This is a genomic window from Pseudomonas sp. (assembly GCF_049590575.1).
GTDB lineage: Bacteria > Pseudomonadota > Gammaproteobacteria > Pseudomonadales > Pseudomonadaceae > Aquipseudomonas.
Window position 1 is genome coordinate 68,109 of the sequence record NZ_JBAWDE010000397.1, and the last position, 22,757, is coordinate 90,865.

The 22,757-nt window shown below is 56.9% G+C and carries 22 protein-coding genes; 13 read left to right on the top strand and 9 right to left on the bottom strand.

Annotation, left to right across the window (positions count from 1 at the left end):
* Positions 1-56 precede the first annotated feature (56 nt).
* Positions 57-1,496 (top strand): MFS transporter, encoded by a 1,440-nt coding sequence (locus WBR57_RS27935; protein ID WP_240055777.1) that lies wholly within the window; start codon positions 57-59, stop codon positions 1,494-1,496.
* Here the strand turns inward: WBR57_RS27935 and WBR57_RS27940 are convergent.
* Positions 1,416-1,868 carry an Lrp/AsnC family transcriptional regulator gene (locus WBR57_RS27940; protein ID WP_122513704.1) on the bottom strand — a complete coding sequence of 151 codons (453 nt, stop codon included), beginning with the start codon at positions 1,866-1,868 and terminating at the stop codon, positions 1,416-1,418. The genes WBR57_RS27935 and WBR57_RS27940 overlap by 81 nt on opposite strands.
* A 148-nt stretch (positions 1,869-2,016) precedes the next feature.
* Here WBR57_RS27940 and WBR57_RS27945 point away from each other — a divergent pair, with 148 nt between their 5' ends.
* Both WBR57_RS27945 and panB read left to right on the top strand, forming a co-directional pair.
* Positions 2,017-2,634, top strand: coding sequence for a LysE family translocator (locus WBR57_RS27945; protein ID WP_122539289.1), 618 nt, complete (start codon positions 2,017-2,019; stop codon positions 2,632-2,634).
* A 23-nt stretch (positions 2,635-2,657) separates the two neighbouring features.
* The gene (gene panB, locus WBR57_RS27950) at positions 2,658-3,491 is read left to right on the top strand and encodes a 3-methyl-2-oxobutanoate hydroxymethyltransferase (protein WP_122539288.1); all 834 of its coding nucleotides are present in this window, start codon (positions 2,658-2,660) and stop codon (positions 3,489-3,491) included.
* 59 nt (positions 3,492-3,550) lie between these two features.
* Here the strand turns inward: panB and WBR57_RS27955 are convergent, their stop codons facing one another.
* The gene (locus WBR57_RS27955) at positions 3,551-4,363 is read right to left on the bottom strand and encodes a MaoC family dehydratase N-terminal domain-containing protein (RefSeq protein WP_122539287.1); all 813 of its coding nucleotides are present in this window, start codon (positions 4,361-4,363) and stop codon (positions 3,551-3,553) included.
* 149 nt (positions 4,364-4,512) lie between these two features.
* Here WBR57_RS27955 and WBR57_RS27960 point away from each other — a divergent pair, with 149 nt between their 5' ends.
* The 7 genes from WBR57_RS27960 (at position 4,513) to WBR57_RS27990 (ending at position 12,943) form a co-directional block, all read left to right on the top strand.
* Positions 4,513-6,216: an AMP-binding protein gene (locus tag WBR57_RS27960; RefSeq protein ID WP_154950118.1), complete on the top strand. Its 1,704-nt coding sequence runs from the start codon at positions 4,513-4,515 to the stop codon at positions 6,214-6,216.
* Positions 6,217-6,399: 183 nt separating this feature from the next.
* Positions 6,400-7,029 carry a TetR/AcrR family transcriptional regulator gene (locus WBR57_RS27965; protein ID WP_101270138.1) on the top strand — a complete coding sequence of 210 codons (630 nt, stop codon included), beginning with the start codon at positions 6,400-6,402 and terminating at the stop codon, positions 7,027-7,029.
* A gap of 267 nt (positions 7,030-7,296) precedes the next feature.
* Positions 7,297-8,784 (top strand): aldehyde dehydrogenase, encoded by a 1,488-nt coding sequence (locus WBR57_RS27970; protein WP_106803937.1) that lies wholly within the window; start codon positions 7,297-7,299, stop codon positions 8,782-8,784.
* A 9-nt stretch (positions 8,785-8,793) separates the two neighbouring features.
* A complete protein-coding gene (locus tag WBR57_RS27975; protein WP_101270134.1) occupies positions 8,794-9,591 on the top strand; it encodes an enoyl-CoA hydratase/isomerase family protein in 798 nt (265 codons plus the stop codon).
* Between the two features lie 24 nt (positions 9,592-9,615).
* Complete coding sequence (locus WBR57_RS27980) at positions 9,616-10,389, top strand: SDR family NAD(P)-dependent oxidoreductase (RefSeq protein ID WP_204952084.1); 774 nt, start codon at positions 9,616-9,618, stop codon at positions 10,387-10,389.
* Positions 10,390-10,507: 118 nt separating this feature from the next.
* Positions 10,508-12,091, top strand: coding sequence for an MFS transporter (locus WBR57_RS27985; protein WP_204952085.1), 1,584 nt, complete (start codon positions 10,508-10,510; stop codon positions 12,089-12,091).
* Positions 12,092-12,145: 54 nt separating this feature from the next.
* Positions 12,146-12,943, top strand: coding sequence for an HpcH/HpaI aldolase/citrate lyase family protein (locus tag WBR57_RS27990; protein WP_240055778.1), 798 nt, complete (start codon positions 12,146-12,148; stop codon positions 12,941-12,943).
* 12 nt (positions 12,944-12,955) lie between these two features.
* Here the strand turns inward: WBR57_RS27990 and WBR57_RS27995 are convergent, their stop codons facing one another.
* From WBR57_RS27995 to WBR57_RS28025, 7 genes are all read right to left on the bottom strand, one after another.
* On the bottom strand, positions 12,956-13,786 hold the full coding sequence (locus tag WBR57_RS27995) for an amidohydrolase family protein (protein WP_122540695.1): 831 nt from the start codon (positions 13,784-13,786) through the stop codon (positions 12,956-12,958).
* 13 nt (positions 13,787-13,799) lie between these two features.
* Complete coding sequence (locus WBR57_RS28000; protein WP_122540696.1) at positions 13,800-14,570, bottom strand: enoyl-CoA hydratase/isomerase family protein; 771 nt, start codon at positions 14,568-14,570, stop codon at positions 13,800-13,802.
* A gap of 59 nt (positions 14,571-14,629) precedes the next feature.
* A complete protein-coding gene (locus WBR57_RS28005) occupies positions 14,630-16,315 on the bottom strand; it encodes an AMP-binding protein (RefSeq protein ID WP_122540697.1) in 1,686 nt (561 codons plus the stop codon).
* Between the two features lie 155 nt (positions 16,316-16,470).
* The gene (locus WBR57_RS28010; RefSeq protein WP_424088489.1) at positions 16,471-17,712 is read right to left on the bottom strand and encodes an OprD family porin; all 1,242 of its coding nucleotides are present in this window, start codon (positions 17,710-17,712) and stop codon (positions 16,471-16,473) included.
* Positions 17,713-17,889: 177 nt separating this feature from the next.
* Positions 17,890-18,657 carry an SDR family NAD(P)-dependent oxidoreductase gene (locus WBR57_RS28015; RefSeq protein WP_122540698.1) on the bottom strand — a complete coding sequence of 256 codons (768 nt, stop codon included), beginning with the start codon at positions 18,655-18,657 and terminating at the stop codon, positions 17,890-17,892.
* Between the two features lie 18 nt (positions 18,658-18,675).
* Complete coding sequence (locus tag WBR57_RS28020; RefSeq protein ID WP_154950119.1) at positions 18,676-19,491, bottom strand: enoyl-CoA hydratase/isomerase family protein; 816 nt, start codon at positions 19,489-19,491, stop codon at positions 18,676-18,678.
* A 17-nt stretch (positions 19,492-19,508) separates the two neighbouring features.
* Positions 19,509-20,225 carry an NAD(P)H-dependent oxidoreductase gene (locus WBR57_RS28025; RefSeq protein ID WP_122539274.1) on the bottom strand — a complete coding sequence of 239 codons (717 nt, stop codon included), beginning with the start codon at positions 20,223-20,225 and terminating at the stop codon, positions 19,509-19,511.
* Between the two features lie 96 nt (positions 20,226-20,321).
* On the opposite strand from WBR57_RS28025, the gene WBR57_RS28030 reads away from it, so the two are divergent.
* The 3 genes from WBR57_RS28030 (at position 20,322) to WBR57_RS28040 (ending at position 22,712) form a co-directional block, all read left to right on the top strand.
* The gene (locus tag WBR57_RS28030) at positions 20,322-21,347 is read left to right on the top strand and encodes a GlxA family transcriptional regulator (RefSeq protein WP_122539275.1); all 1,026 of its coding nucleotides are present in this window, start codon (positions 20,322-20,324) and stop codon (positions 21,345-21,347) included.
* 87 nt (positions 21,348-21,434) lie between these two features.
* Complete coding sequence (locus WBR57_RS28035) at positions 21,435-22,241, top strand: helix-turn-helix transcriptional regulator (protein ID WP_154950120.1); 807 nt, start codon at positions 21,435-21,437, stop codon at positions 22,239-22,241.
* Between the two features lie 9 nt (positions 22,242-22,250).
* Positions 22,251-22,712 (top strand): Lrp/AsnC family transcriptional regulator, encoded by a 462-nt coding sequence (locus tag WBR57_RS28040; RefSeq protein WP_122539276.1) that lies wholly within the window; start codon positions 22,251-22,253, stop codon positions 22,710-22,712.
* Positions 22,713-22,757: the final 45 nt, after the last annotated feature.

Sequence of the window (22,757 nt, forward strand, 5' to 3'; positions counted from 1 at the left end):
TAACCCATCGAGCGTGCAAGAAGGGTTATATCCAATAAAAACAATAGGAACCCACCATGACTACCCGCCAGGATATTGCCGCTCACAAGAGGGCCCGCAAAGCCGGCATTGCCTCGTTCATCGGAACGACAATCGAGTGGTATGACTTTTATGCCTATGGCATTGCGGCCGCGCTGGTCTTCGGCAAGATATTCTTCCCCGCAGACCTCAACCCGGGGACTGCCACACTGCTGTCATTCCTCACCCTGTGGGCAGGCTTTATCGCTCGCCCCATAGGCGGCATCATATTCGGGCACCTTGGTGACAAGATCGGTCGCAAGACCACCTTGGTCATCACCCTCGTGATGATGGGGGTTGCCACCACTTGCATCGGCTTGCTGCCCACCTACTTGCAACTCGGCATCTGGGCACCGATTGCGCTGGTGGTATTGCGGGTTATCCAGGGCATCGCAGTCGGTGGCGAATGGGGCGGTGCGATTCTGATCGCCAGCGAAAATGCGCCCAAAGGCAAAGGCATTCTTTACGCCGCGTTCGCCCAGCAAGGCTCACCGGCCGGCAACCTGCTGGCGACGGTGGTGTTCTTTGGCTTGAGCGCCCTGCCGGTGACCGACTTCATGCTGTGGGGCTGGCGCATTCCGTTCCTGCTGTCTGCGGCGCTGGTGATCGTGGGCATGGTCATCCGGCTCAAGCTGGAAGAATCGGACGACATGAAGCGTCTTATGGCGCAAAAGAAGACGGTCAAGCTGCCGATCCTGGAGGTGCTGCGTAATCATTGGCAGATCGTGCTGCTGGGCGCCGGCGTGCTGCCGATCATCCATGTGACTTACTTTAAAAGCACCTTCGCACTGTCCTGGGCCACCAAGGAGCTGGGCTATGCACAAAGCACCTTTCTGAGCGTCATCATTATTTCCCTGATCGTCCAGTTCATCGCCCAGCCCTTTGGCGCCATCCTGGTATCGAAGATAGATATGCGCAAAGCCGTCGCCTTCATGGTGATCCCGGAACTGATCCTGATGCCGGCAATGTTCTTTGCGGTGGAGACCAAGGTCTATTGGATTGCCGTAGCGGGCATGTGCCTGGCGACCATTCCCCACTCGATGTTCTATGGCGCGGTCGGTGGGATTCTGGCGCGTGCCTTTCCCACCAAGGTGCGCTACAGCGGGCTATCGATTTCCTATCAACTTTGCTCCCTGCTGGTCGGCGGCGCGACACCGGTGCTGGCACAAGGGTTGCTGAACTCGACGGGAAGCATTATTGGCGTGGCCATCGCTTCGGCGTGTTATGCCTTGGTGTCGCTGGTGTGCATGCTGCTGTTGCTCAAGCGTATCGGGCATACAGCCTCCGAGCTCTCGACAGCGGAACAGGCAGATGCCGATGATCTGGCCGGTGAAGCTATTACTGCATCGACGCAACAGTCACACGGGCAGCGGCCGATCCTGAATGACGCGCTTCATGACGAGCGTCGAGGTCAGCCGTTGCACATTGGGCAAGGCTGAGAGGCTCTCGTCGTACAGCCGCTGAAAAGCCGGCAGATCCTGGGTAATGACGTGAAGCAGATAGTCCGGCTCGCCGAACAACCGCTGAGCATCGATTACCTGAGGGATCTGCATCAGCGCTGCTTCAAACGCATGCACAGCAGATTTGTCGCCCTCGCGCAGGGTGACAAACACCATCGCAGAGAAATTGAGCCCCAGCGCTCCAGGGTCCAATTGAGCGCGATAGCCCATTAACACCCCGGATTCTTCCAACGCTCGCACGCGTCGATGGCACGGCGAAAGGCTAAGCCCTACCCGTTCAGCCAATTCCGTGACCGAGAGACGACCGTTTTTTTGCAACTCAGAAATAATCTTGCGATCAATCTCATCCATCTGGAAGATTCTCCCAATCCAGAGCGCTAAATTGACTATCTTTAGAAGCACATTCTAATCACATTTCATTATTCTTCCTCGCGTTCATTTATGCGTGAGGCAACGAGATGCAAACAAGTAGGTGTCATCAACGGAGAGGGCCAGTGGCATGACCTTGAGTATCTTCGTTGCATTCTGGGCCGTGTCGATTCTGTTTGTAATAACCCCTGGCGCGGATTGGGCCTATGCCATTTCGGCAGGGTTGAAAGGCCGCGTGGTACTGCCTGCCGTTGGTGGACTTCTGTCGGGGCATATCATCGCCACGCTGATCGTCGCCGGCGGCGTTGGTACGCTGGTGGCCAACCATCCTTTGGCGTTAGCTGTGCTGACCGTTGCCGGTGCCGGCTACCTGCTGTGGCTGGGGATCAACATGCTTGCCCACCCTGCCACGCCCCACGCGGATCAGATCCAGGTATCGGATTCGTGGCAACGCTGGGCGATCAAGGGCCTGTGTGTCAGTGGCTTGAACCCCAAAGTGTTCCTGCTATTCCTCGCACTGCTGCCGCAATTTACCGATAGCACGGCAACCTGGCCGGTGCCGATGCAGATGGTGGCGCTGGGGCTTGTGCATACGCTGAGCTGCGCAGTGATCTATCTGTTGGTCGGCTATGGCTCCCAAACCGTGCTGCGTGCCCGGCCCGCAGCGGCCCGGCGTGTCAGCCGTTTCTCCGGCGCGGCCATGATCCTAATCGCGATCGTGTTGTTCATCGAGCAAGTACTGGGTTAATCCCTTTTCAGCGAGGCAACAAAATGACTGATCAGCCTGCACCCTACGGCAACGCCCAATCGGCGCCGCGCATTCGTATCCCGCACTTGAAGCAGATGAAGGTCGAGGGTCGCAAATGGGCGATGCTCACCGCCTACGATATGTACAGCGCAGCGATTTTCGAGGAGGCCGGTATCCCGGTGCTGCTGGTGGGCGATTCGGCCTCCAATAATGTCTATGGCTACGAATCCACGCTCTCGGTGACCGTGGACGAACTGATTCCGCTGGTGAGCGCGGTCAGCCGCTCAACCCAGCGGGCGCTGGTGATTGCCGATCTGCCCTTCGGCGCCTACCAGGCGTCAGCGGAACAATGCTTTCACACCGCCGTGCGCTTTATGAAAGAGGCCGGCGCGCATGCGGTCAAATTGGAGGGCGGAATCGAGATGCTGCCTCAGGTTGAGAAACTCGCGCAGTCCGGCATTCCCGTCATGGCGCACATTGGTTTCACGCCCCAGATGGAGCATCAACTGGGTGGTTACCGGGTTCAGGGGCGCGGCGACGATGCGCAACGCCTGATCGACAGCGCCAAGGCATTCGAGGCGGCCGGGGCGTTTGCGTTATTGATCGAGATGGTGCCGGGAGAAGTGGGCCGTGCGATCACCGAAGCGGTGTCGATCCCCACTGTGGGCATTGGAGCGGGTAACCAATGCGACGCCCAGGTACTGGTGTGGCAGGACATGGCGGGGCTGCGCAACGGCCGCCTGCCGCGCTTTGTCAAACAGTATGCGGACCTACGATCGGTACTCCGTACCGCCGCCAGTGACTTTGCGCGGGAGGTGCAGACCGGTGAGTTTCCGGGGCCTGAACATACGTTCTGAGCCCTGAAATACCTGTCGCAACGCCCGCTCAGGGCGTTGCGCCCACCCGCTATCCCTCGTCAAAACCTAACTTCACCCACTTGACCGACCCCTTGGGTATTGCCAGACCAGAGTGCGGCAACACCTGGCGATGTCAGCCGCCCGTGAACAATCAGGTCCTCGCCGGCAATTAATGGGCGGACGCCCTTGAAACTGAAGCTGCGTGGAACGATCCCGGAATGCGCTTCAAGCAGGCTTTGCAAGGCAAGCGTTGCCACAAGCGGACCATGCATGACCAGCCCAGGATAGCCTTCAACCTCAGTCACGTAGTGCAGGTCGTAATGGATGCGGTGGGCATTGAACGTAATTGCGGAATAACGAAACAGCAGAGCTGGGTGCACACGCGTAGATCGATGCCAATCACCTTCCGGCAGGGGCTCCCCTCCAACTACGTTGCCGTTTGCCGCCTTGTAGACAATGTCTTGCTCCTCGTAGACCTTAAGGTCGCCGTCCTGACTATATTCGTGTCCAACGGTGACAAATAGCAGGCTGCCGCTACGCCCAGCCTTCTCCTCAATGGAGAGGATCGAGGACCTGCGCAGTGCCGCCACACCTATTTTCAAAGAACGATGAAACGTCAGCCGACTGCCTGCCCACATCCGCTTGCGGCCGTGTGTCTCGGGAAGAAAATCCCCCGTCAGCGGGTGGCCATCGACGCCCAGCTCCTGGCTGTCGACGGATTCGTGAAAAAAGGCCCAGTGCCAGAGCAACGGCAGGTCCGCGCTATCGGACGGGGCCGCCCGACCAAGGGTCCAACCGACGCGTTTTACATGGGAGTGATTCAGCGAGTCATGACTCACCTGAACTTTTCCAATCCAAGCTGCGTAATCCATCTGCACTCCTAAACTTAAACAGACATGGTCCGGGCGGCACGCTCCCAATTCAGGCAGGCAAACGACCGGTAGAAAGCATTTGCAGGCTAACGATAACAGTGTTATCTGTAAAAAACACAATTATAATCACGCACCGTTTGGAGGCCGTCATGTGTTCAGCCGCATCTGCAATCGATGTTCCTGTCGCTCACAGCTATGTCAGTGGCACCCCTACCCATCCCCTCTTGGGAATGACCATTGGCGAAAGCTTTGACCAAGCTGTCAGAAAAAATCCGGATGGCTTGGCGTTGGTCATGCGCTCCCAGGGCATCCGCTGGACCTACGCTCAGCTTGCCGAGCAGGTCGATCGGTTTGCCTGTGGCCTGGTCTCGCTGGGGCTTAATGCGGGAGACCGGGTCGGGATCTGGTCGCCAAACAACGTCGAGTGGGTCATCACTCAATTTGCCACGGCCAAATTAGGGTTGATATTGGTTTGTATCAATCCAGCCTATCGGCCTGAAGAGCTTAAATATGCATTAAAGAAAGTGGGCTGTAGTGCGTTAGTCACCGCAACTCAATTCAAGAGTAGTCATTATATTGAAATGCTGTATCAGATCGCGCCGGCCATAAGTACGCAAACACCAGGGGATTTGAAGCTAAAAGACCTGCCGGACCTGCACACCATCATTCAAATTAACCAGCTGCCCTCGCCAGGTTTTATAAGTTTTGACAGTGTCAGTGAGCGAGGTCAGTTTTTCTCAATTCCGACTGTAAAACTCAAGTTTGATGACGCGATCAATATCCAGTTCACCAGCGGCACTACCGGCTCACCAAAAGGGGCCACGTTGTCCCACCATAACATTCTTAATAACGGTTACTTCTGCGGCCAGGGAATGGGGCTCACGGCCCAGGACAAACTGTGCATTCCCGTGCCGTTTTATCACTGCTTCGGCTTGGTATTGTCCAACCTGGCCTGCATCAGTCACGGTGCGGCGATGATTATACCGAGCGAATCATTTGATGCTCTTTCAGTCCTTGAGGCTATTCAAGCAGAACATTGCACGGCGTTACATGGTGTACCCACCATGTTCATCTCAATTCTGGAACATCCCGACTTCCATACCTTCGACCTCAGTTCTCTGCGAACCGGGATGATGGCAGGCGCACCCTGCCCTATGGACGTAATGCGCAGAATCATTTCAGATCTAGGCATGACCGAAATCACCTTCGCCTATGGAATGACCGAAACCAGCCCGATAAGCTTCCAGACCAGCCGCGACGATGTTCTTGAGCGCCGCGTCTCCACGGTCGGTTCGGCATTACCACATATTGAGGCAAAGGTCGTCGATGACGTTGGCAACATCGTTCCCCGAGGCGTTCCAGGGCAGATCTGCATCCGAGGCTACTCAGTCATGTTGGGCTACTGGGGCGATGCCGAGAAGACGTCTGAAGTACTCGACGCCAATGGCTGGATGCACACCGGCGATATTGCTACGTTGGACAGTAACGGTTACTGCAACATCACGGGCCGAATCAAGGACATGGTGATACGCGGCGGAGAAAACATTTACCCCAAGGAAATTGAAGAGTTTCTATCCGGTCACCCAGCAATCGGTGAGGTTCAGGTATTTGGTGTGCCTGACTCTAAATTTGGTGAGGAGATATGTGCCTGGGTTCGCCTTAAAGAGGACTACACGCTGGATGAGGAGGCGGTCAAAATTTTTTGCCGTGGATCAATCGCACACTATAAGATCCCGCGGTACATTCGTTTTGTGTCTGCGTTCCCCATGACAGTAAGCGGCAAAGTTCAAAAGCTCAGCATGCGCGAGGTGATGATTAATGAACTGGGACTTAGCGAAATAAAAACCGCTTGATAGCGCGCGACGGTAGTTAGTGGCTGCCGTTGTACAATCAGGGACTCTACAGGTCTTCACCTCGACAGGCACTACGTGCGAAGGTATGATTGAAAATTCCTATCTTCGCAGCCCGAGTCATTCATTTCAACGATACGAGCTTGTTTGAAGATGAACATAATTAGATAGCGCAGCGAGCCAACTATGAACGAAGAGGTAAAGCCACCCGTCGTTAAGCGTAAAGCAGCACTGAGTGCCTTCCGCCGGGAACTGATCAGGGACGCCGCCAAACAAATATTTGTCGAGGTCGGTTTGCATGGTGCGTCGCTGCGTGAAATTGCCAAAATCGCAGGGTGCACCACCGGGGCGATTTACGCGCAGTACACAAACAAGGAGGAGGTGTACGCAGATATCCTCCGTGAGTCTCTGGTCAACATGGCAGAAGCCGTCAAGGACGGTGCCGATCAAGGGCCTAAAGGCAAACAGAGTCTCGCCGCATTACGTGCCTGGTTTGAATACTTCGATGCCAGACCTGCAGAATTCGATTTGGGCTTTTACCTCTACGGCGGCGCGCATCCCGTCGGGGTTGGCAGTGAGTTGAACCGTGAGCTGAACGTAAAGCTCAAGGTTGTATATGAAACGGTCGCCAACGCCATGGAAAACGACGCGATTGCGACAGCCGACAACAAGCATCATCTTGCGGTCGCAGGCGCATCGTGGATGTTTGGCATCCTGTTAATGAAAGGCACCGGGCGCCTGAAAATCCTGGAGATCGATGTGGACAAACTACTGGATGACAGCCTTAGAACACTCCAGCACGCCCACAGCGCATAACCCAGTTTAAACCGCCTCCTTCGGATACCGTGCCACTAAGGCTCGGTAGACCATCCTGCAAACTCGCCCCGTAATCGCTCGCCCTCCCCCAGCGTTTCAACTCTTCGTACCGCGATCGCCCACCCAATCCAGGCGTTTCTTAGCCTGCTTACGCTTGCTCTTTTCCCAGCGGAAAATTCATATCGGTCATCTTTAAAAATCACGCTTGCTATCTTTTCGTAACGGCGTTACTTTTTCGTCGACCTTCACAGAATGACGAGACATACGATGAATAAGAATGTTGACGTGAATTGGCATGAACGGGCTGCAGCGCTGGTGCTACCAACGGATGCCGTTATCGGAACGCAGCACGTGCGTGCGGAAAAAACCTCGCTCTGTATCAACCCGGCCAATGGCCAAGCACTGGTGGAAGTCTCCGCCTGCGGCGAACGGGAAGTGGATGCAGCCGTCAAGGCGGCGCGTCATGCCTATGAAGCAGGCACCTGGCGTCGGATGGCGCCGACCCAACGCAAGCGTCGTCTACTGGCGCTGGCTGAATTGATGCGCAAACATTCCGATGAACTGGCACTGCTAGAGTCCTTGGCGGTTGGCAAGCCCATTCGTGACACCACAACCGTTGATATTCCGGCATCAATCGCCTGCTTCGTCTGGAACGCGGAAGCAGTCGACAAGCTTTACGACCAGGTTGCGCCTACCGCTCAGGACGTCGTTGCAACCATTACTCGCGAACCTCTGGGCGTCGTGGGTGTGGTCACCCCATGGAACTACCCCCTGCTGCTTGCGGTATGGCGCATCGCCCCGGCCCTGGCCACCGGCAACTCAGTGGTGTTGAAGCCTTCTGAAGAAGCTCCGTTTACCGCTCTACGCCTCGCAGCGCTTGCCTTGGAAGCAGGTATTCCGGAAGGCGTATTCAACGTCATTCCTGGCGGCGCCGAAGCAGGCCAGGCCCTTGGTCTGCACCCTGATGTCGACTTCATCTCCTTCACGGGTTCTGCCGACGTCGGCAAAAAATTTCTGCAGTACGCAGGCCAGTCCAACATGAAGCGACTGAGCTTGGAGTGTGGCGGCAAAAGCCCTCAAGTCGTGCTGTCCGACTTCACCAATCTGGATGAGGTGGCCAAAGCCGTTACATTCGGTATCTACACCAACCAAGGCCAGGTCTGTTACGCAGGCTCACGGCTAATCGTTGATCGAAAAATCAAGGATGAGCTGGTGGACAAGATCATTGCGTCCGCCAGCCGCCTGGTCCCTGGTGACCCTTTGGATCCGCAGACCCGTCTGGGCGCCATCGTCAGCCAAAAACAACTTTCACGCGTGTGTGGCTATATCGAAGGCGCTCAACGCGACGGCGCCACCCTGCGTTGTGGCGGCGAACGCAGCCTTGTTGATAGCGGTGGCTACTACCTGACGCCAACGTTGTTCGACGATGTACTGCCGTCCATGACGATTGCCCAGGAAGAGGTCTTTGGCCCTGTCCTGTCGGTCATTTCGTTCGATGAAGAAAGCGAAATTCTGCCGCTGGCCAACGACACCCCTTACGGCCTGGCCGCCTCTGTCTGGACTAACGACATCAACAAGGCACACCGAGTGTCCCGAGGCGTCAAGGCAGGCACTGTCTGGATCAATTGCTTCAACGAAATCGACTTCGGCGTTCCGTTTGGCGGGTTCAAACAATCTGGATTTGGTCGCGACAAAGGTATCCAGGGTCTGGAGAAATTTACCGACCTCAAAACCACTTGGGCGCGTATTCGCTAGGAGCGGACCATGATTCAGCCAAATGAACTGCCGGCAGCTGTCCGGTACGAAAAACAAGCCGGCGGCGTCGTGCTAATCACGATTAATAACGCCAACCGCGAAAATTGCATTGATGAAGCGGTCCACGAAGGGTTGTGTGAAGCCTGGGTGAAATTTCGTAAAGACCCAGAGCTGAACGTAGCGGTGCTGACAGGGGCTGGCGAGAAGTCTTTTTGTTCGGGTTGGGACATCAAAGGTTACGCGAAACGTACCTCCACCCTGAGTTTGAACGACCTGCGTGAACGCGCCGCCTATGAGCCAGGGCTCGGCGGTCTGACCCGTGGCGTCGAGGTGTACAAGCCCATCATCGCCGCGATCAACGGGTATTGCCTCGCAGGCGGAATGGAACTGGCCATGGCCTGCGACATTCGTTTTTCAGTGCCCGAAGCCCAGTTTGGTGTGCTGAACAGGCGCTGGGATATCGGCTGCGAGTCGGGCCTGACTCAACGTCTGCCGCATATCGTCGGCCTGGGCAATGCGCTGGACTTGATTCTCAGCGGTCGGCAATTCACCGCTGAAGAAGCCCTGCGTATCAACTTCCTGAATCAGGTTGTCCCCCGTGAAGCTTTGTTGGACAAGGCCCTGGAATACGCCAGGCAAATTGCCGCACTCCCGCAAGCCTCGCTGCGTACTGATAAAGAGTCGGTACTGCGCGGCCTGGGGCGACCGCTGCAGGACGGGCTATGGATGGAAAACACCCTCTGGAACAGCACGGTTCACTCAGAGGAACTTGAAAACGGCATCTCCCGTTTCGGCGCGCGTCAATAACTCATCCAATAAGAGGTAATTATCATGACTAAAAACACCAACAACATGACCGGTAAAACCATCATCATCACTGGCGCTGCCCGTGGGCTAGGTCAAACCTATGCGCTGGAACTGGGCCGCTTGGGCGCCAACATTGTCCTGGCAGACTTCAACGACTGTGTAGAGTCCGAAAATCTTCTGACCAAGGAAAATATTCCCTTTCTGACGGTAAAAGTAGATGTCGCAGACGCGACCAGCACTCAGAAGATGGCAGAGGCTGCCGTTGAACGCTTCGGCAAGATCGACGTCTTGGTCAACAATGCAGCCTTGTGGGCCGACCTCAAAAATACGCCGTTCACGGACATCGATCCGGACATCTGGGACCGCTGCATGAATGTCAACGTAAAGGGTGTCTGGAATTGCTCCAAAGCCGTATTCCCTTCGATGAAAGCGGCCGGCGGCGGCAGTATCATCAACATCGCGTCCCTGGCCGCGGTCTACGGCATGCCCTATGCCCTGCACTACACCGCTTCCAAAGCAGCCGTCATTGGTATTACCCGTGGTTTGGCCCGTGAAGTCGGCCGCCACTGGATCCGTGTAAACAGCATCGCACCGAGCCTGGTACTGACCGAGGCCACCAGCCAGTTCTTCGACGACAAGCTGGACAAAGCTACGGACGCGATCAAGTCGGGTCAGAGCCTCAAGGGCAACCTGACACCGGATGACGTCGTCGGTGCGGTCATCTTCCTCGCCAGCGAAGGCAGCGGTTTCGTTACTGGTCAGACGTTGATGGTGGATGGTGGCACTACCCTCCTCTAACACTTCTGCTCGTCACTAGCCTAAACAATAAAAAACTTCTCAGGCTCGCTACAGCCGTCTCGGTCAACGCACACGTTAGCCAGGAGGGCTGTGGGAGCTCATCCGTAAAACACGGTGAATGACAATGGCTACTGCAATCGATACAGACGCTCGCACAACGCACACCACCACCCCCAAAGAAGAACGGCGAGTGATACTAGGCTCGTCACTGGGGACTGTATTCGAATGGTATGACTTCTACTTGTACGGAAGCCTCGCCGTGTTCTTCGGCTCGTTATTCTTTCCGAAAGGCAACGAAACAGCAGCCCTGTTGGCCAGCCTGGCTACTTTTGGCGCCGGGTTTGCCATCAGGCCTGTAGGCGCAATCATATTCGGGCGCCTTGGCGACCTGTTCGGCCGCAAAAAAACCTTCCTCGCCACCATTGTAATCATGGGGTTGTCTACCGCCTTGGTGGGTGTCCTGCCGACCTACGAACAAGTCGGTATTCTCGCGCCGATCCTGTTAGTGCTCCTTCGACTGATCCAGGGCCTGGCCATGGGCGGCGAATATGGCGGTGCCGCAATTTACGTCGCCGAACACGCGCCTGCGAAGAAGCGTGGCTTTCGCACCAGCTGGATCCAGACCACAGGAACCATCGGGTTCTTGCTGTCACTTGGCGTCATTCTTACCTGTCGGTCACTGCTGGGTGAGGAGGAATTCCGTGCGTGGGGGTGGCGTATTCCATTCCTGCTGTCGCTAGTGCTGCTGATGGTCTCGGTCTATATCCGCATGACACTCAGCGAATCCCCGGTTTTTCTCAAAATGAAGGCCGAGCACAAGTTATCGGCCAACCCGGTGAAGGAAAGCTTTGGCGACTCGAAAAACCTGCGCCTGGTGTTCATTGCATTGTTGGGCGCCATTGCCGGACAAGCGGTCGTTTGGTACACCGGGCAGTTTTACGCCCTGTTCTTTCTACAAAGTATCCTGAAGATCGAGTTTGGCCTGTCCACCATGTTGGTCGCGTTGGCATTGGTCATCGGAACCCCGCTCTTCGTGTTCTTCGGATACCTATCGGATAAGGTCGGTAGAAAGCCGATTATTCTTGCCGGCTGCCTCTTGGGGGCACTGACCTTCATGCCTATCTACAAAGGGCTGATGCACTACGGCAACCCCGCCTTGGAAGCCGCTATTGCTACCACCCCTGTAATCCTTACCGCCCCAGAAAACTGCAATAACTGCGATGCCATCCGCAATGAACTGTCGGCGCGTGGTGTGCCCTATCGTACGGTGATAGAGGCAAACAACAGTGTTGCTATTTCCATCGGCGCCCTTAATTTGACCGCGCCCGACAAGCCGACACTGACAGCGGCGTTAGCCAGTGCCGGTTACCCGGGCGCTGCGGACCCGACCCAGGTCAACAAGCCGATGATGTTGCTGCTGCTGGTGCTGTTGATGACGTACGTCACCATGGTGTACGGCCCCATGGCCGCCTTCCTGGTCGAGCTGTTCCCTGCACGCATTCGCTACACCTCCATGTCATTGCCCTATCACTTGGGGAATGGCTGCTTCGGTGGCTTCCTGCCGCTGATCTCATCTTGGCTGGTGCTGTGGACAGGCAATGTTTATGCGGGGCTTTACTACCCCATCGGCGTAGCGGCGCTCACCTGCATCGTTGGTTTTATCTACATACGTGAAACCAAGAATCTCGATCTGAATCGTTAATCACTACCTGCAGGTGTTGCGCTGTTCAGTGCAATGCCTGCCGCGGGAGCCCCTATGATTAGGACTGTGTTATTTGTGCCTGGGGACAGGCCGGAACGCTTCGAAAAAGCTATAGCGACAGGCGCAGGCCGCGTCGTCATCGACCTGGAAGATGCCGTTGAGCCACAGCATAAGGACCAGGCGCGCGAAAATGCTGATCGGTATTTGGCGCAGACGCGTCATCAAAATGTGATGGTCAGGATCAACTCAAATGGCGATGAGGCTTATAAACAGGACCTGGCGTTGTGCCGGGCTCACCCCCACCTGGCTGGTGTCATGGTGCCAAAGGCCGAAAGCCTTAAACAGCTGGAAGAAGTCGCTGATACCTGCCGCAAAATCTGGCCACTGATAGAAACACCTCAAGGCCTTTTGACACTCCCCGAGTCAGCGACCTGCAAAGGCATCGAGCGCTTGGTGTTTGGCGTATTGGATCTGGCTATCCAGCTCGGTATCAATGCCTACTCGCCCAGCAGTCACAGGATCTTCGACCAGGTTCGTTATGCGCTGCTATTGCACAGCGCACTCAATGGCCTGGAACCGCCCGTCGACACGGTTTACCCCGTGCTAAGTGATATGGAGGGCCTTAGCGCCTTTGCGACCGCCTCAAAGGATCTGGGCTTCGCCGGCATGCTCTGCCTGCATCCTAAACAGGTCGAGCAGGTTGACAGTATCTTCACACCCTCAGCACACGAGCAAGCCTGGGCAGAGCGCGTGCTCGAGGCGGCAAAGCAGCACGGCGGGGCGTTTTCCTTTGAAGGGAGAATGATCGATGCACCCGTACTGACCTCGGCAAGGCGCATGCTGGGTAAATGACTGTTTGACTCTTTAGCCGGGCAACTTGAATGCCCGGCGCGCATTGTTCGCCAGGAAACAGCGCTGTACATCTTCCTCCAGGTTCAACGCTTGCAGCCCTTGTAAACAATCAGCGGCAGTCAGCATCGGGTAATTGGTGCCAAACAAGACCTTTCTCTTCCCCGCTCCACGCATATACGCCACCAGCTCCGCAGGAAACCGCGAAGCCTTGTAGGCTGATGTATCCACGTAGACATTCGGATGCTTCATCATCAAGGAAATCATTTCGGCCACCCACGGAAAGCCGATATGCCCGCCGACGATGCGCAGCTCAGGAAACTCATGCGCCACGTTATCCAGATAAGGCATCGGGCGCCCTGGCTCCGACGGGCGCATAGGGCCCGCGTGGCCTACTTGCAGACAGAAGGTGATATCCAGCTCGATGCACTCGGCATACAGCGGGTAGTAACGGCGGTCATCAGGCGGCAGGCCCCAAAGCCATGGCAATACGCGCAACGCCTTGAAACCATACTGGCGGGCACAACGGCGCAGTTCCCTGACCGCCTCCATCGGCCGGCTCAGGTCTACCGATGCCACGCCAATGACTCGCTCAGGCTGCGCCGTGACGGCCGCCGCCACTTCTTCGTTAGTGATCATCGGCCCCGCAGGTCCCCACCAGGCACTGGCGAAGACCTTCGATACGCCCTCTTTCTGGAGCGTTTCAAGCACTTGCGCCGAGGTAATGTCAGGGCTGTTCTCGGCTAGCACCTTCCACGCCGTGGGCCAGCGCCGCAGAGACTCAAACATCGGGTCCTGCAAAAAGCGCTTGTTGGGAAACTGCATCCAGGCGTCGATAATTTCCACGATGTTCTTTCTCTTATTCGCCCATGATTTCCCGGCGACGCTTGTCCTGGGCCCGGCGATTACCTGCATCGCTCATGCCGGTGGGCAGTTCCTGGTCGAGCAGCGTAGTACGCAGGTCAATCTGCTGCATGACCGAATCCTGCAAGGCTTTCTTGGACATCGCATACGCCACGTTGCAATCGGGCGTGATGCATCGCGCATAGGCAATCGCGGTGGCCAGCAGTTGCGATTCCTCCACTACCTCATGGAAGAACCCGAGCTTCTCGGCCTGCTCCAGCGAATAGAGTTCACCCTTGAGGGTGGTCAGCGCGCCGACCTGATTGCCCAGCGCATACTTGATGATTTCCACATACGCGGCAGGCATCGGAATGCCGATAGGCACTTCGTTCAAGCCGAACTTGGCCTCTTTGCGAGCGGCGATACGGAAGTCGCAGTCCAGGGCCGTGATCAGGCCACCGGCAATAGCATGCCCGTTGATCGCTGCCACGGTGGGGCGCGGGTACTGGAAGATGCGCAGGTTGGTCGCGCGATACTCGGCGTACCACTGGCGGATCCGCTCTTTGTTCTGGCTGCCAAACACATCAAAGCTGTACTTGAAGTCGATGCCGGCGGAAAAGGCATTGCCCTGCCCGGTCAGAATCACCGGCAGCTCGCTGAACTCGGTTTCGAGCCGATCAAACGCGTCATGCAGGTCCTTGAAGAAGGTGTCGTTCTGCACATTGACCTTGTTGGTATTCATGCGCACAACCGCACACCCTTCAATCACTTCAATCTGCCATGCCATGGTTCATTCCTTATCGGTGGCGCCTATGAAGCGGCGCATGAGTAAATGTGGGCGGCGCTCTAGCACACCGCCAGGGTAAGCTCTTCTTCCATGATTTCGCGCATCCTGAACTTCTGTACTTTGCCGGAGAGCGTCATTGGGAAGCCGTCGACGAAGCGTATATAGCGCGGGATCTTGTAACGGGCGATCTGGCTGCTGCAGAACTTGCGTATCTCGTCTTCGCTGATCGCCAGGCCCGGGCGCACGATCACCCAAACGCAGAGCTCCTCGCCGTATTTCTCATCTGCCACGCCGATCACCTGCGCATCCTGAATCGCCGGGTGTTGATACAGGAACTCCTCGATCTCGCGCGGGGAAATATTTTCGCCGCCGCGTATCACCATATCCTTGATACGCCCGGTGATGCTGACGTAGCCCTCGGCATCCATCGTGGCCAAGTCTCCGCTGTGTATCCAGCCGTCGCTGTCGATGGTCTGCACAGTCTTTTCCGGGTCGTTCCAGTAGCCTTGCATCAGCGAATAACCACGGATACACAACTCCCCCACGACGCCGATCGGCAAGGTGTCTCCCGACTCCGGGTGGACCACCTTGGCTTCCAGGTGGGGGTGGACTTTGCCGATGGTCGACACGCGTTTTTCCAGCGGTGTTTCACAGGTGCTTTGGCAGCTGGCCGGGCTGGTTTCGGTCATGCCGTAGGCAATAGTGACATCGCGCATATGCATGTCGCGCTGAACCCGGCGCATCACCTCAATCGGGCAAGCCGTGCCGGCCATGATGCCGGTGCGCAAGGTGGACAGGTCGAATTCGTGAAAGCGGGGGTGGTCGAGTTCGGTGATGAACATCGTCGGCACACCGTGCAGGGCGGTGCAGCGCTCACTCTGTACGGCCTCAAGGGTACGCACCGGGTCAAATGCATCGTTGGGATAGACGATGGTGCTGGCATGGGTCAATGCCGCCAGGTTGCCAACCACCATGCCAAAGCAATGAAACAAAGGCACCGGAATGCACAGGCGATCGGTGGCAGTCAGGCTCATGCCTTCGCCGAGAAAAAATCCATTGTTGAGAATGCCGCGATGGGTCAGCGCTGCGCCCTTTGGAGAGCCCGTGGTGCCGCTGGTGAATTGGATGTTGATCGCATCAGTGTTCTTCAGCGTCGCAGCGACACGCGGGACATGTTCATCCAAGGCATTCCCCAGACTCATCAGATCGCGAAAACGCATAAACCCGGGCACGTGTTCTTCGCCCAGGTGAATGACCGCATGCAATGCGGGCAACCTCGTAGCACTGAGCTGTCCAGGTGTAGATGTGTGGATTTCCGGCGCAATGGTTCTGATCACTTGCAGGTAATCAGTAGTCTTGAACGCGGCCATAGTGATCAATGCCTTGCAGCCCGCCTTATTCAGCGCGTACTCAAGCTCGATGGTTTTATAGGCCGGGTTGAAGTTGACCAGGATGATACCGACCTTGGCTGTCGCCAGTTGGGTTATCAGCCATTCGGCGCTGTTGTTGGCCCAGATAGCCACACGATCACCCGGCACAAGTGACAACGCAAGCAGCGCACTCGCCAGTTGGTTTACTTCGGCTTGAAGTTGCGAATAGCTGAGCCGGATACTCTGATGACACGAAACAAGCGCTTCATTATCGGGAAATCGTGCGACCACCTCGTCAAAGAAATCCCCCAGGGTTTTCTCAATCAACGGAGTATGAATCGCGCCACGCGAATAACTTCTTTTTATTGTGTTCATCGTGTCTGTCTCAACATTGATGTGCCGCTGTGCCCTTTTGCACAGTACGAAAATCGGCAGCGCTGGCACATTGGCAATACTGACGTTTTTTATGCCAATTTCGCCAAGCCAGCCATTTCCTGCTGGCCATGCGCCAGGCTGCGACGATTCAGGACTTACCAGAGTGGCAAGCTGTAGCTGACGATCAGGCGGTTTTCATCCAGATCACTCAGGAAGTTGCTGCGGGTGGTGGCGTTACGCAGCTTCAACGCCAGGTTTTTCAGCGGCCCGCTTTGAATGACGTACCCCAGGTCCGTGTTGCGCTCCCAGGTTTTGCCTTCGCTCAGCCCGGCCCCTCGGTCCACGTTGTCACCCGACAGATAGCGGGTCATCAGGGTTAGCCCTGGAAAGCCCAACGCGGCGAAGTCATAGTCGTAGCGCACCTGCCACGAATGCTCATCGCGGTTACCGAAGTCGTTGATCTGCACCTGATTGAGCAAGGCATCGTCCGCGCCATTGACGTAGGCGAAACCGGTGCGACCGCTGAGGTGCTGGTAGCCGGCGCTGAAGCTATGCCCAAGCATTTTGTAGGTAAACAAGGCGCCCAAAGCATCGTTGTCCACGTTACTTCCGCCGTCGGCACCAGAGTGTGAAAATCGGATATCGGACTTAAGACTTTGCCCGCCCCCCAACGGTAATTGATGCACTAGATTGATCAGGTGTTGTTTGTAGATGCCATCAAGGCCGCCGTAGTAATAACTGGTGGAAAGTGTCGGATTCCATTGATAGCGACCCCCACCAAACAGAAATTCATCACTGGTTTTGGCACTTCCGAGCACTATATTGCGCTTGCCGCCATTGAAGACGGTCATCACTTCGTTGTCCGAAGAGTCGCGCTGATTGACCCGATCAAGGCGGCCCAGATCAAGGTTCAAACCCTCAATCTCGTTACTGGCCAACCAAGCTCCGCGAAAGGTCTGCGGCATAAGACGTGAGTCATTGCGCATCAAAGGCGGCAACACCGGCTGGAGAGTGCCGAGCTTCAAGGTGCTCTTGGAGATACGTACCTTGGCAGTAAAGCCTGACTCGCCATATTCATCCTTGGCCCGCTTGGGCCCGACCGCATTGGTCTTGAGCAGGCCGGTGCCAACCCGATCTGGGCTGGAGTCGAGTTTCAGCCCCAGCATCCCGATGGCATCAATACCGAAACCTACCGGCCCCTCGGTGTAACCGGATTCAAGGCGCAACATGAATCCCTGAGCCCATTCCTCCGCTTTATTCTGCGCCGCGCCGGCCTGGCGGAAGTCACGGTTCATATAGAAGTTACGCAGTTCCAGGGTGAATTTGCTGTCCCCCAGGAAGTCTGCACGTACCGATCCGACCATACCCAAGACTGCGCTGGCGCACAGGACGGGCATAACTGTACCGAAGTTGAATTGCATGGTTAGTCTACCTTTCGCTATTGTTATTGTTATTGCTGTTTTTTATTGTTTTCGACTGTGACGCACACTTCAGCGCCGCCGGGATAACGCCCAACGCCACTAAATTCATTCAAACTTTCTGTTCAGAATTTAAATTGAAACGTGAGTAACTCCTTATTGGGCCGCCATGCGTAATGCACCATCCAGACGTATCACCTCGCCGTTGAGCATCGGGTTCAGTACGATCGACTCCACCAATTGCGCGTACTCGCAACCGCGCCCCAGACGTGGGGGAAATGGCACTGTTTTACCCAGCGAGTCTTGAACGGCCTGAGGCAGTCCAAGCAGCATTGGCGTTTCGAAGATGCCGGGCGCAATGGTCACCACCCGAATGCCAAACCGGGCAAGTTCACGAGCAATCGGCAGTGTCATACCCACCACACCAGCTTTAGACGCCGCATAGGCCGCCTGGCCGATTTGGCCATCAAAGGCCGCGACGGACGCGGTGGTGATGATCACGCCGCGCTCGCCATCGCCATTGGGCGCATTGTTACTCATGGCCGCTACGACCAATCGTATGGCGTTGAACGTCCCCACCAGGTTGATCGTGATTGTGCGCGCAAAGGTATCCAGGTCATGCGGCCCCGCCTTACTCTGCACCTTCTGCCCAGGTGCTACGCCAGCACAGCAGATCAGTCCGTCTACACGGTCGAACCGGCCGAGTGAAAGGTCGATGGCCGCTTGCACGGATTGCTCTTGCACCGTGTCCGTGCGCACGAATAACGCATCGGGCCCCAACTCATTCGCCAATGCTTCACCTGCCACCTCGTTGAGGTCAGCCAGCACCACCTGGGCGCCCGATCCCACCAGCCACTTGGCGGTGGCAGCCCCTAAGCCCGAAGCACCACCGGTGATGAAGAAAACAGAACCTTCGATTCTCATGAAAGACCTCTTGGGGGATTAAAGGGACGAACCAAATTGAGCCTTGCGGCGCTGGCAAAACGCGGAAACGCCTTCTGCAAAGTCAGCGCTGGCGGATACCGCCACGAACGTGGCCTTTTCGGCTGCCAAGGCTGTTTCCAGGTTTGCGTCCAGGCCGCTACGCAGCAAGCGTTTGATCCCCGCCTGCGCCGCGGCGGGCCCTTCGGCCAAGCGCTGGGCGATGGCCAGGCCGGCTGCCGCCAGCTCTTCGCCAGGCACCACCTCGGTCACCAGGCCTGCGGCCTTCGCGTCAACGGCGCTCAGTTTCGGATTCAGCAACGCGATGGCCATGGCTCGATGCAACCCCACCTGCCGTGGCAGATGCCAGGTGCCGCCGCCGTCCGGCGTGGCACCGATTGCGCTGTACGCCATCAGGAAACTTGCATCGTCGGCCGCGACCAGGATGTCGCACGCCAGGGCCAGCGACAGTCCGAAGCCGGCGGCGGCTCCGTTGATCAAACCCAGCACCGGACAGGGCAATTGCGTCAGTCCGGTTACCGCTTCGTTGACGGCACTGATCAGGGTTTCCAACTCATCGACGCAGGCCGCGCTGGAGACCCTCAACAAGGTCTCGAAGCGGCGCACATCGCCCCCCACCATGAAGTGCGCGCCGCTGCTGCGCAGAACCAAAACACGTGGCGGGTTCACAACCAACGAGCGCACCGCATCTCTCAACGCCAGCCCCATGCCCAGATCCACACTGTTGCCCGTCTCGGGACGATCCAGCGTAATGAAACAGATAAGCCCTAGGCGTTCGACTTGAACGCCTGAACGGGTGTTTAAGGGGGTCGTCATACCGACCTCACCAACCGTCATGCGTGAGCCGCCGAATGTTTAGGGCGCAGAACTTCGTCGTAGTCATCCAGCGACGGAAACTCGAGCGACGGACGCTGATCCAGGGTCTTCAGATGCTCGCGGTACTGCGCCAGGTAGTCCTCACGCGCCGCTTGGCTGATATAGGGCACATGGAAGGCTACGAACGGCGGCAGAACCGTGAGGCCGACATAGCCCAACACGCCGCGCTGGATAGGCTGCAACAAAGTTTCCAGTTCACCGTGCACAGCACCCGGACCAAACATGTGGTCCTGGCCGCCGAGCGAAAACGCAAGCATGGCTTTTTTGTCTTTCAAGCCGCCGCGGTCATAAATGCGTGCACCGCCATAGCAGTACCCCGAGATGAACACTCGGTCGAACCAGCCCTTCATGATCGCCGGCATGCTGAACCAGTAGATCGGGAAGTTGAAAATGATCAGGTCGGCGCGCTTGATCTTGTCCAGTTCAGCGAGGATGTCCGGCGCGAGGGTGCCGGTGGTGTAACCGTTGCGCTGCTCCAAGGCATAGACTAGGTGCTCGCTGTTGGCTCGCTGGCCAAAGTCGCCGGCGCTGGCAACGGGATTGAAGTTCATCGCGTACAAATCAGACACGACCACCTCATGCCCCTGCCCGCTTAACACCTCCACGGCAAGGTTGAGCATGGCCGTGTTGAATGACTGCGGCTCGTTGTGCGCGTGGACAATCAGTACGTTCATGGAAGCTCCGGTCAATGGCTGATGAGCTCACTGTACGGAAGCGGATGGTGGTGCTAAATTGGCATTAATGACTATTTTTATGCGTAATTTGCCATTATGAAAATCGCCCCGCTACGCGTCGCCATTCTGGCTCTCGATGGCTGTTATGCCTCGAGCCTCGCCGGCATCGCCGACGTTTTCCATGTCACCAATGCGCACCTCAGTCGCCAGCAACACAAGACCGGTAAAGCCATTGCCCGGCCTTTTTCCTGGCAGTTCGTGTCGAACAAGGGTAAGCCCGTCACGGCATGCAATGGATTGGCGTTGAACATCGCCACCCCGCTGCCGCAAGAGAAGGTCGACATGATCTTTATTCCGGGGCTGTACTACGCCGGGCATGACGCTTTCGAACAGATGCTCGAAAGCGCTGTACCGCAGTTGGAGTGGCTCAAGGCGCAATGGCGCGAAGGTGCGGTGCTGGCCGCCAATTGCACAGGCACCTTCCTGCTCGCCGAGACCGGCTTGTTGCAGGGTCGTCAGGCCACAACCACCTGGTGGCTGGAACGGCTGTTTCGCGAGCGCCACCCTGCGGTGAACCTGCAATTGCGCTCGATGGTGACCGAGGAGGACCGCCTGTGGTGCGCTGGCGCCAATGCCTCGTATCTGCTGCAAGGGGTACGGATGGTCGAGCATTTCTGCGGCGCGAATACCGCGACCCTGACCGCCAAAACGATGCTTATCGACACCAGCCAGACCACTCAACTGCCTTATCTGCCCCTGCAGATGGAAACCGTGCACAGCGACACCATGGTTGCCAAGGCACAGCACTGGCTGCTCAAGCATTTTGCCGAGGACATCAGCCTGCCCGAGCTTGCTTCGGCGTTGTCGGTCAGCGTGCGTACGCTGATACGCCACTTCAACAGCGTGCTGGGCACAACACCCCTAGCCTATTTGCAAAACCTGCGTATCGAGATCTCCATGACCCTGCTCGAAAGCAGCGACTTGAGCATCGAGGAGATCGCCAATCAGGTCGGTTATCAGAACGCTAGTTCCTTCACGCGCCTCTTTCGCCAGCAGGTGGGCTCGACACCAGCGGCCTACCGCAGTCGGTTCGCCACAACGACAGGCAATCGACAACGCTAGCCGGCCTGCCACATCACCCACAAACGTCCAAGCCATGACCCGATGCACAGGCGTAAAATTCGAAAAATCACTGAGTGGTGCGCCATCATGCACGATCAACGCTCGACAACAGATTGGGTTAAACATGCTCCTCAGACCTCATCGCTGGAGCGGTTCGAGGCGTTTTTCGTGGCTCATGCGTTCGACGCGCACCAGCACGACACCTATGCGATCGGCATGACGCTGGACGGCGCGCACCGCTTCCAGTACCGCGGCGAGTCCAACGTTTGCGTCCCCGGCGAGGCAATGATTCTGCACCCGGACGAAATGCACGATGGCTGCGCTGGAACGGACACGGGTTTGCGCTACCAAGGCCTTTACGTGCCGCCGTCGCTGGTTCAGCGCATCGTCAAGGGCAAGCCGTTGCCATTCTTGAAAAGCGGGGTTTCCCGTGACCCGCGCCTGGTTTCAGCGGTATTCGAACTCCTGCATGCCCATGAACTCGCCCCCCTGGCAGAAGACGATGCGCTGTTCAATTTCGTGATGACCCTCGCCGCCGTCACCGGTCAGCGTCCGGCACGGCCTGCCCACCATTTCGCCGCTGCACTGCGGGCACGCGAATACATTCACGACAACCTGGACCGACCGATCACCCTCGACCAACTCGCGGATTGCGCCGGCCGAGACCGTTGGAGCCTGTCCAAAGATTTTCGGGTGTTCTTTGGCACCAGCCCCCACCGTTACATCACCGCGCGCCGACTCAGCCAGGTCAAACAACTGGTGCAGGCCGGCCAGACGCTGTCCAAGGCGGCCATAGATTCGGGCTTTTTTGACCAGAGCCATATGTCCAGGCACTTCAAGAGAAGTTTCGGTATTGCCCCTTCACGCTGGTACTTTCCACAGTGTGACGAGTGAGTTGAAGAGATGAAAAACCTGGACGAAATTGACCGCAGAATCCTGCGCGCGTTGCAGGCCGACGGGCGTATGCAGAATATCGAGCTGGCGGACCACGTAGGGCTCTCCACGTCGCCCTGCCTGCGCCGCGTGAAGTGGCTGGAGGACAATGGCATCATTGAGCGCTACGTCGCACTGCTCAACGCACAAAAACTGGATGTTGGCCTGACGGTGTTTGTACGGATCTGGCTGAATGGCCAGGACGCAGAAGCCGTCGATCACTTTACCCAAGAGGTGTTGAAACTCCCTCAGGTGGTGGAGTGCCACCTCATGGCGGGCGACTGTGATTTCCTGCTCAGGGTAGTGGCCGGTGACCTGACCGGCTATCGCAAATTCCAGGGTGACTACCTGGCAACGATCAAAGGCGTCAAGAGTGTCAAAACTGAAGTGCCCATGCAGACGATCAAGCTGACCTCGGCATTGCCCATCTGATACCGCTGATGGCCTGCCCCCTTCCTTTGAGCAGGCTACCGCGGT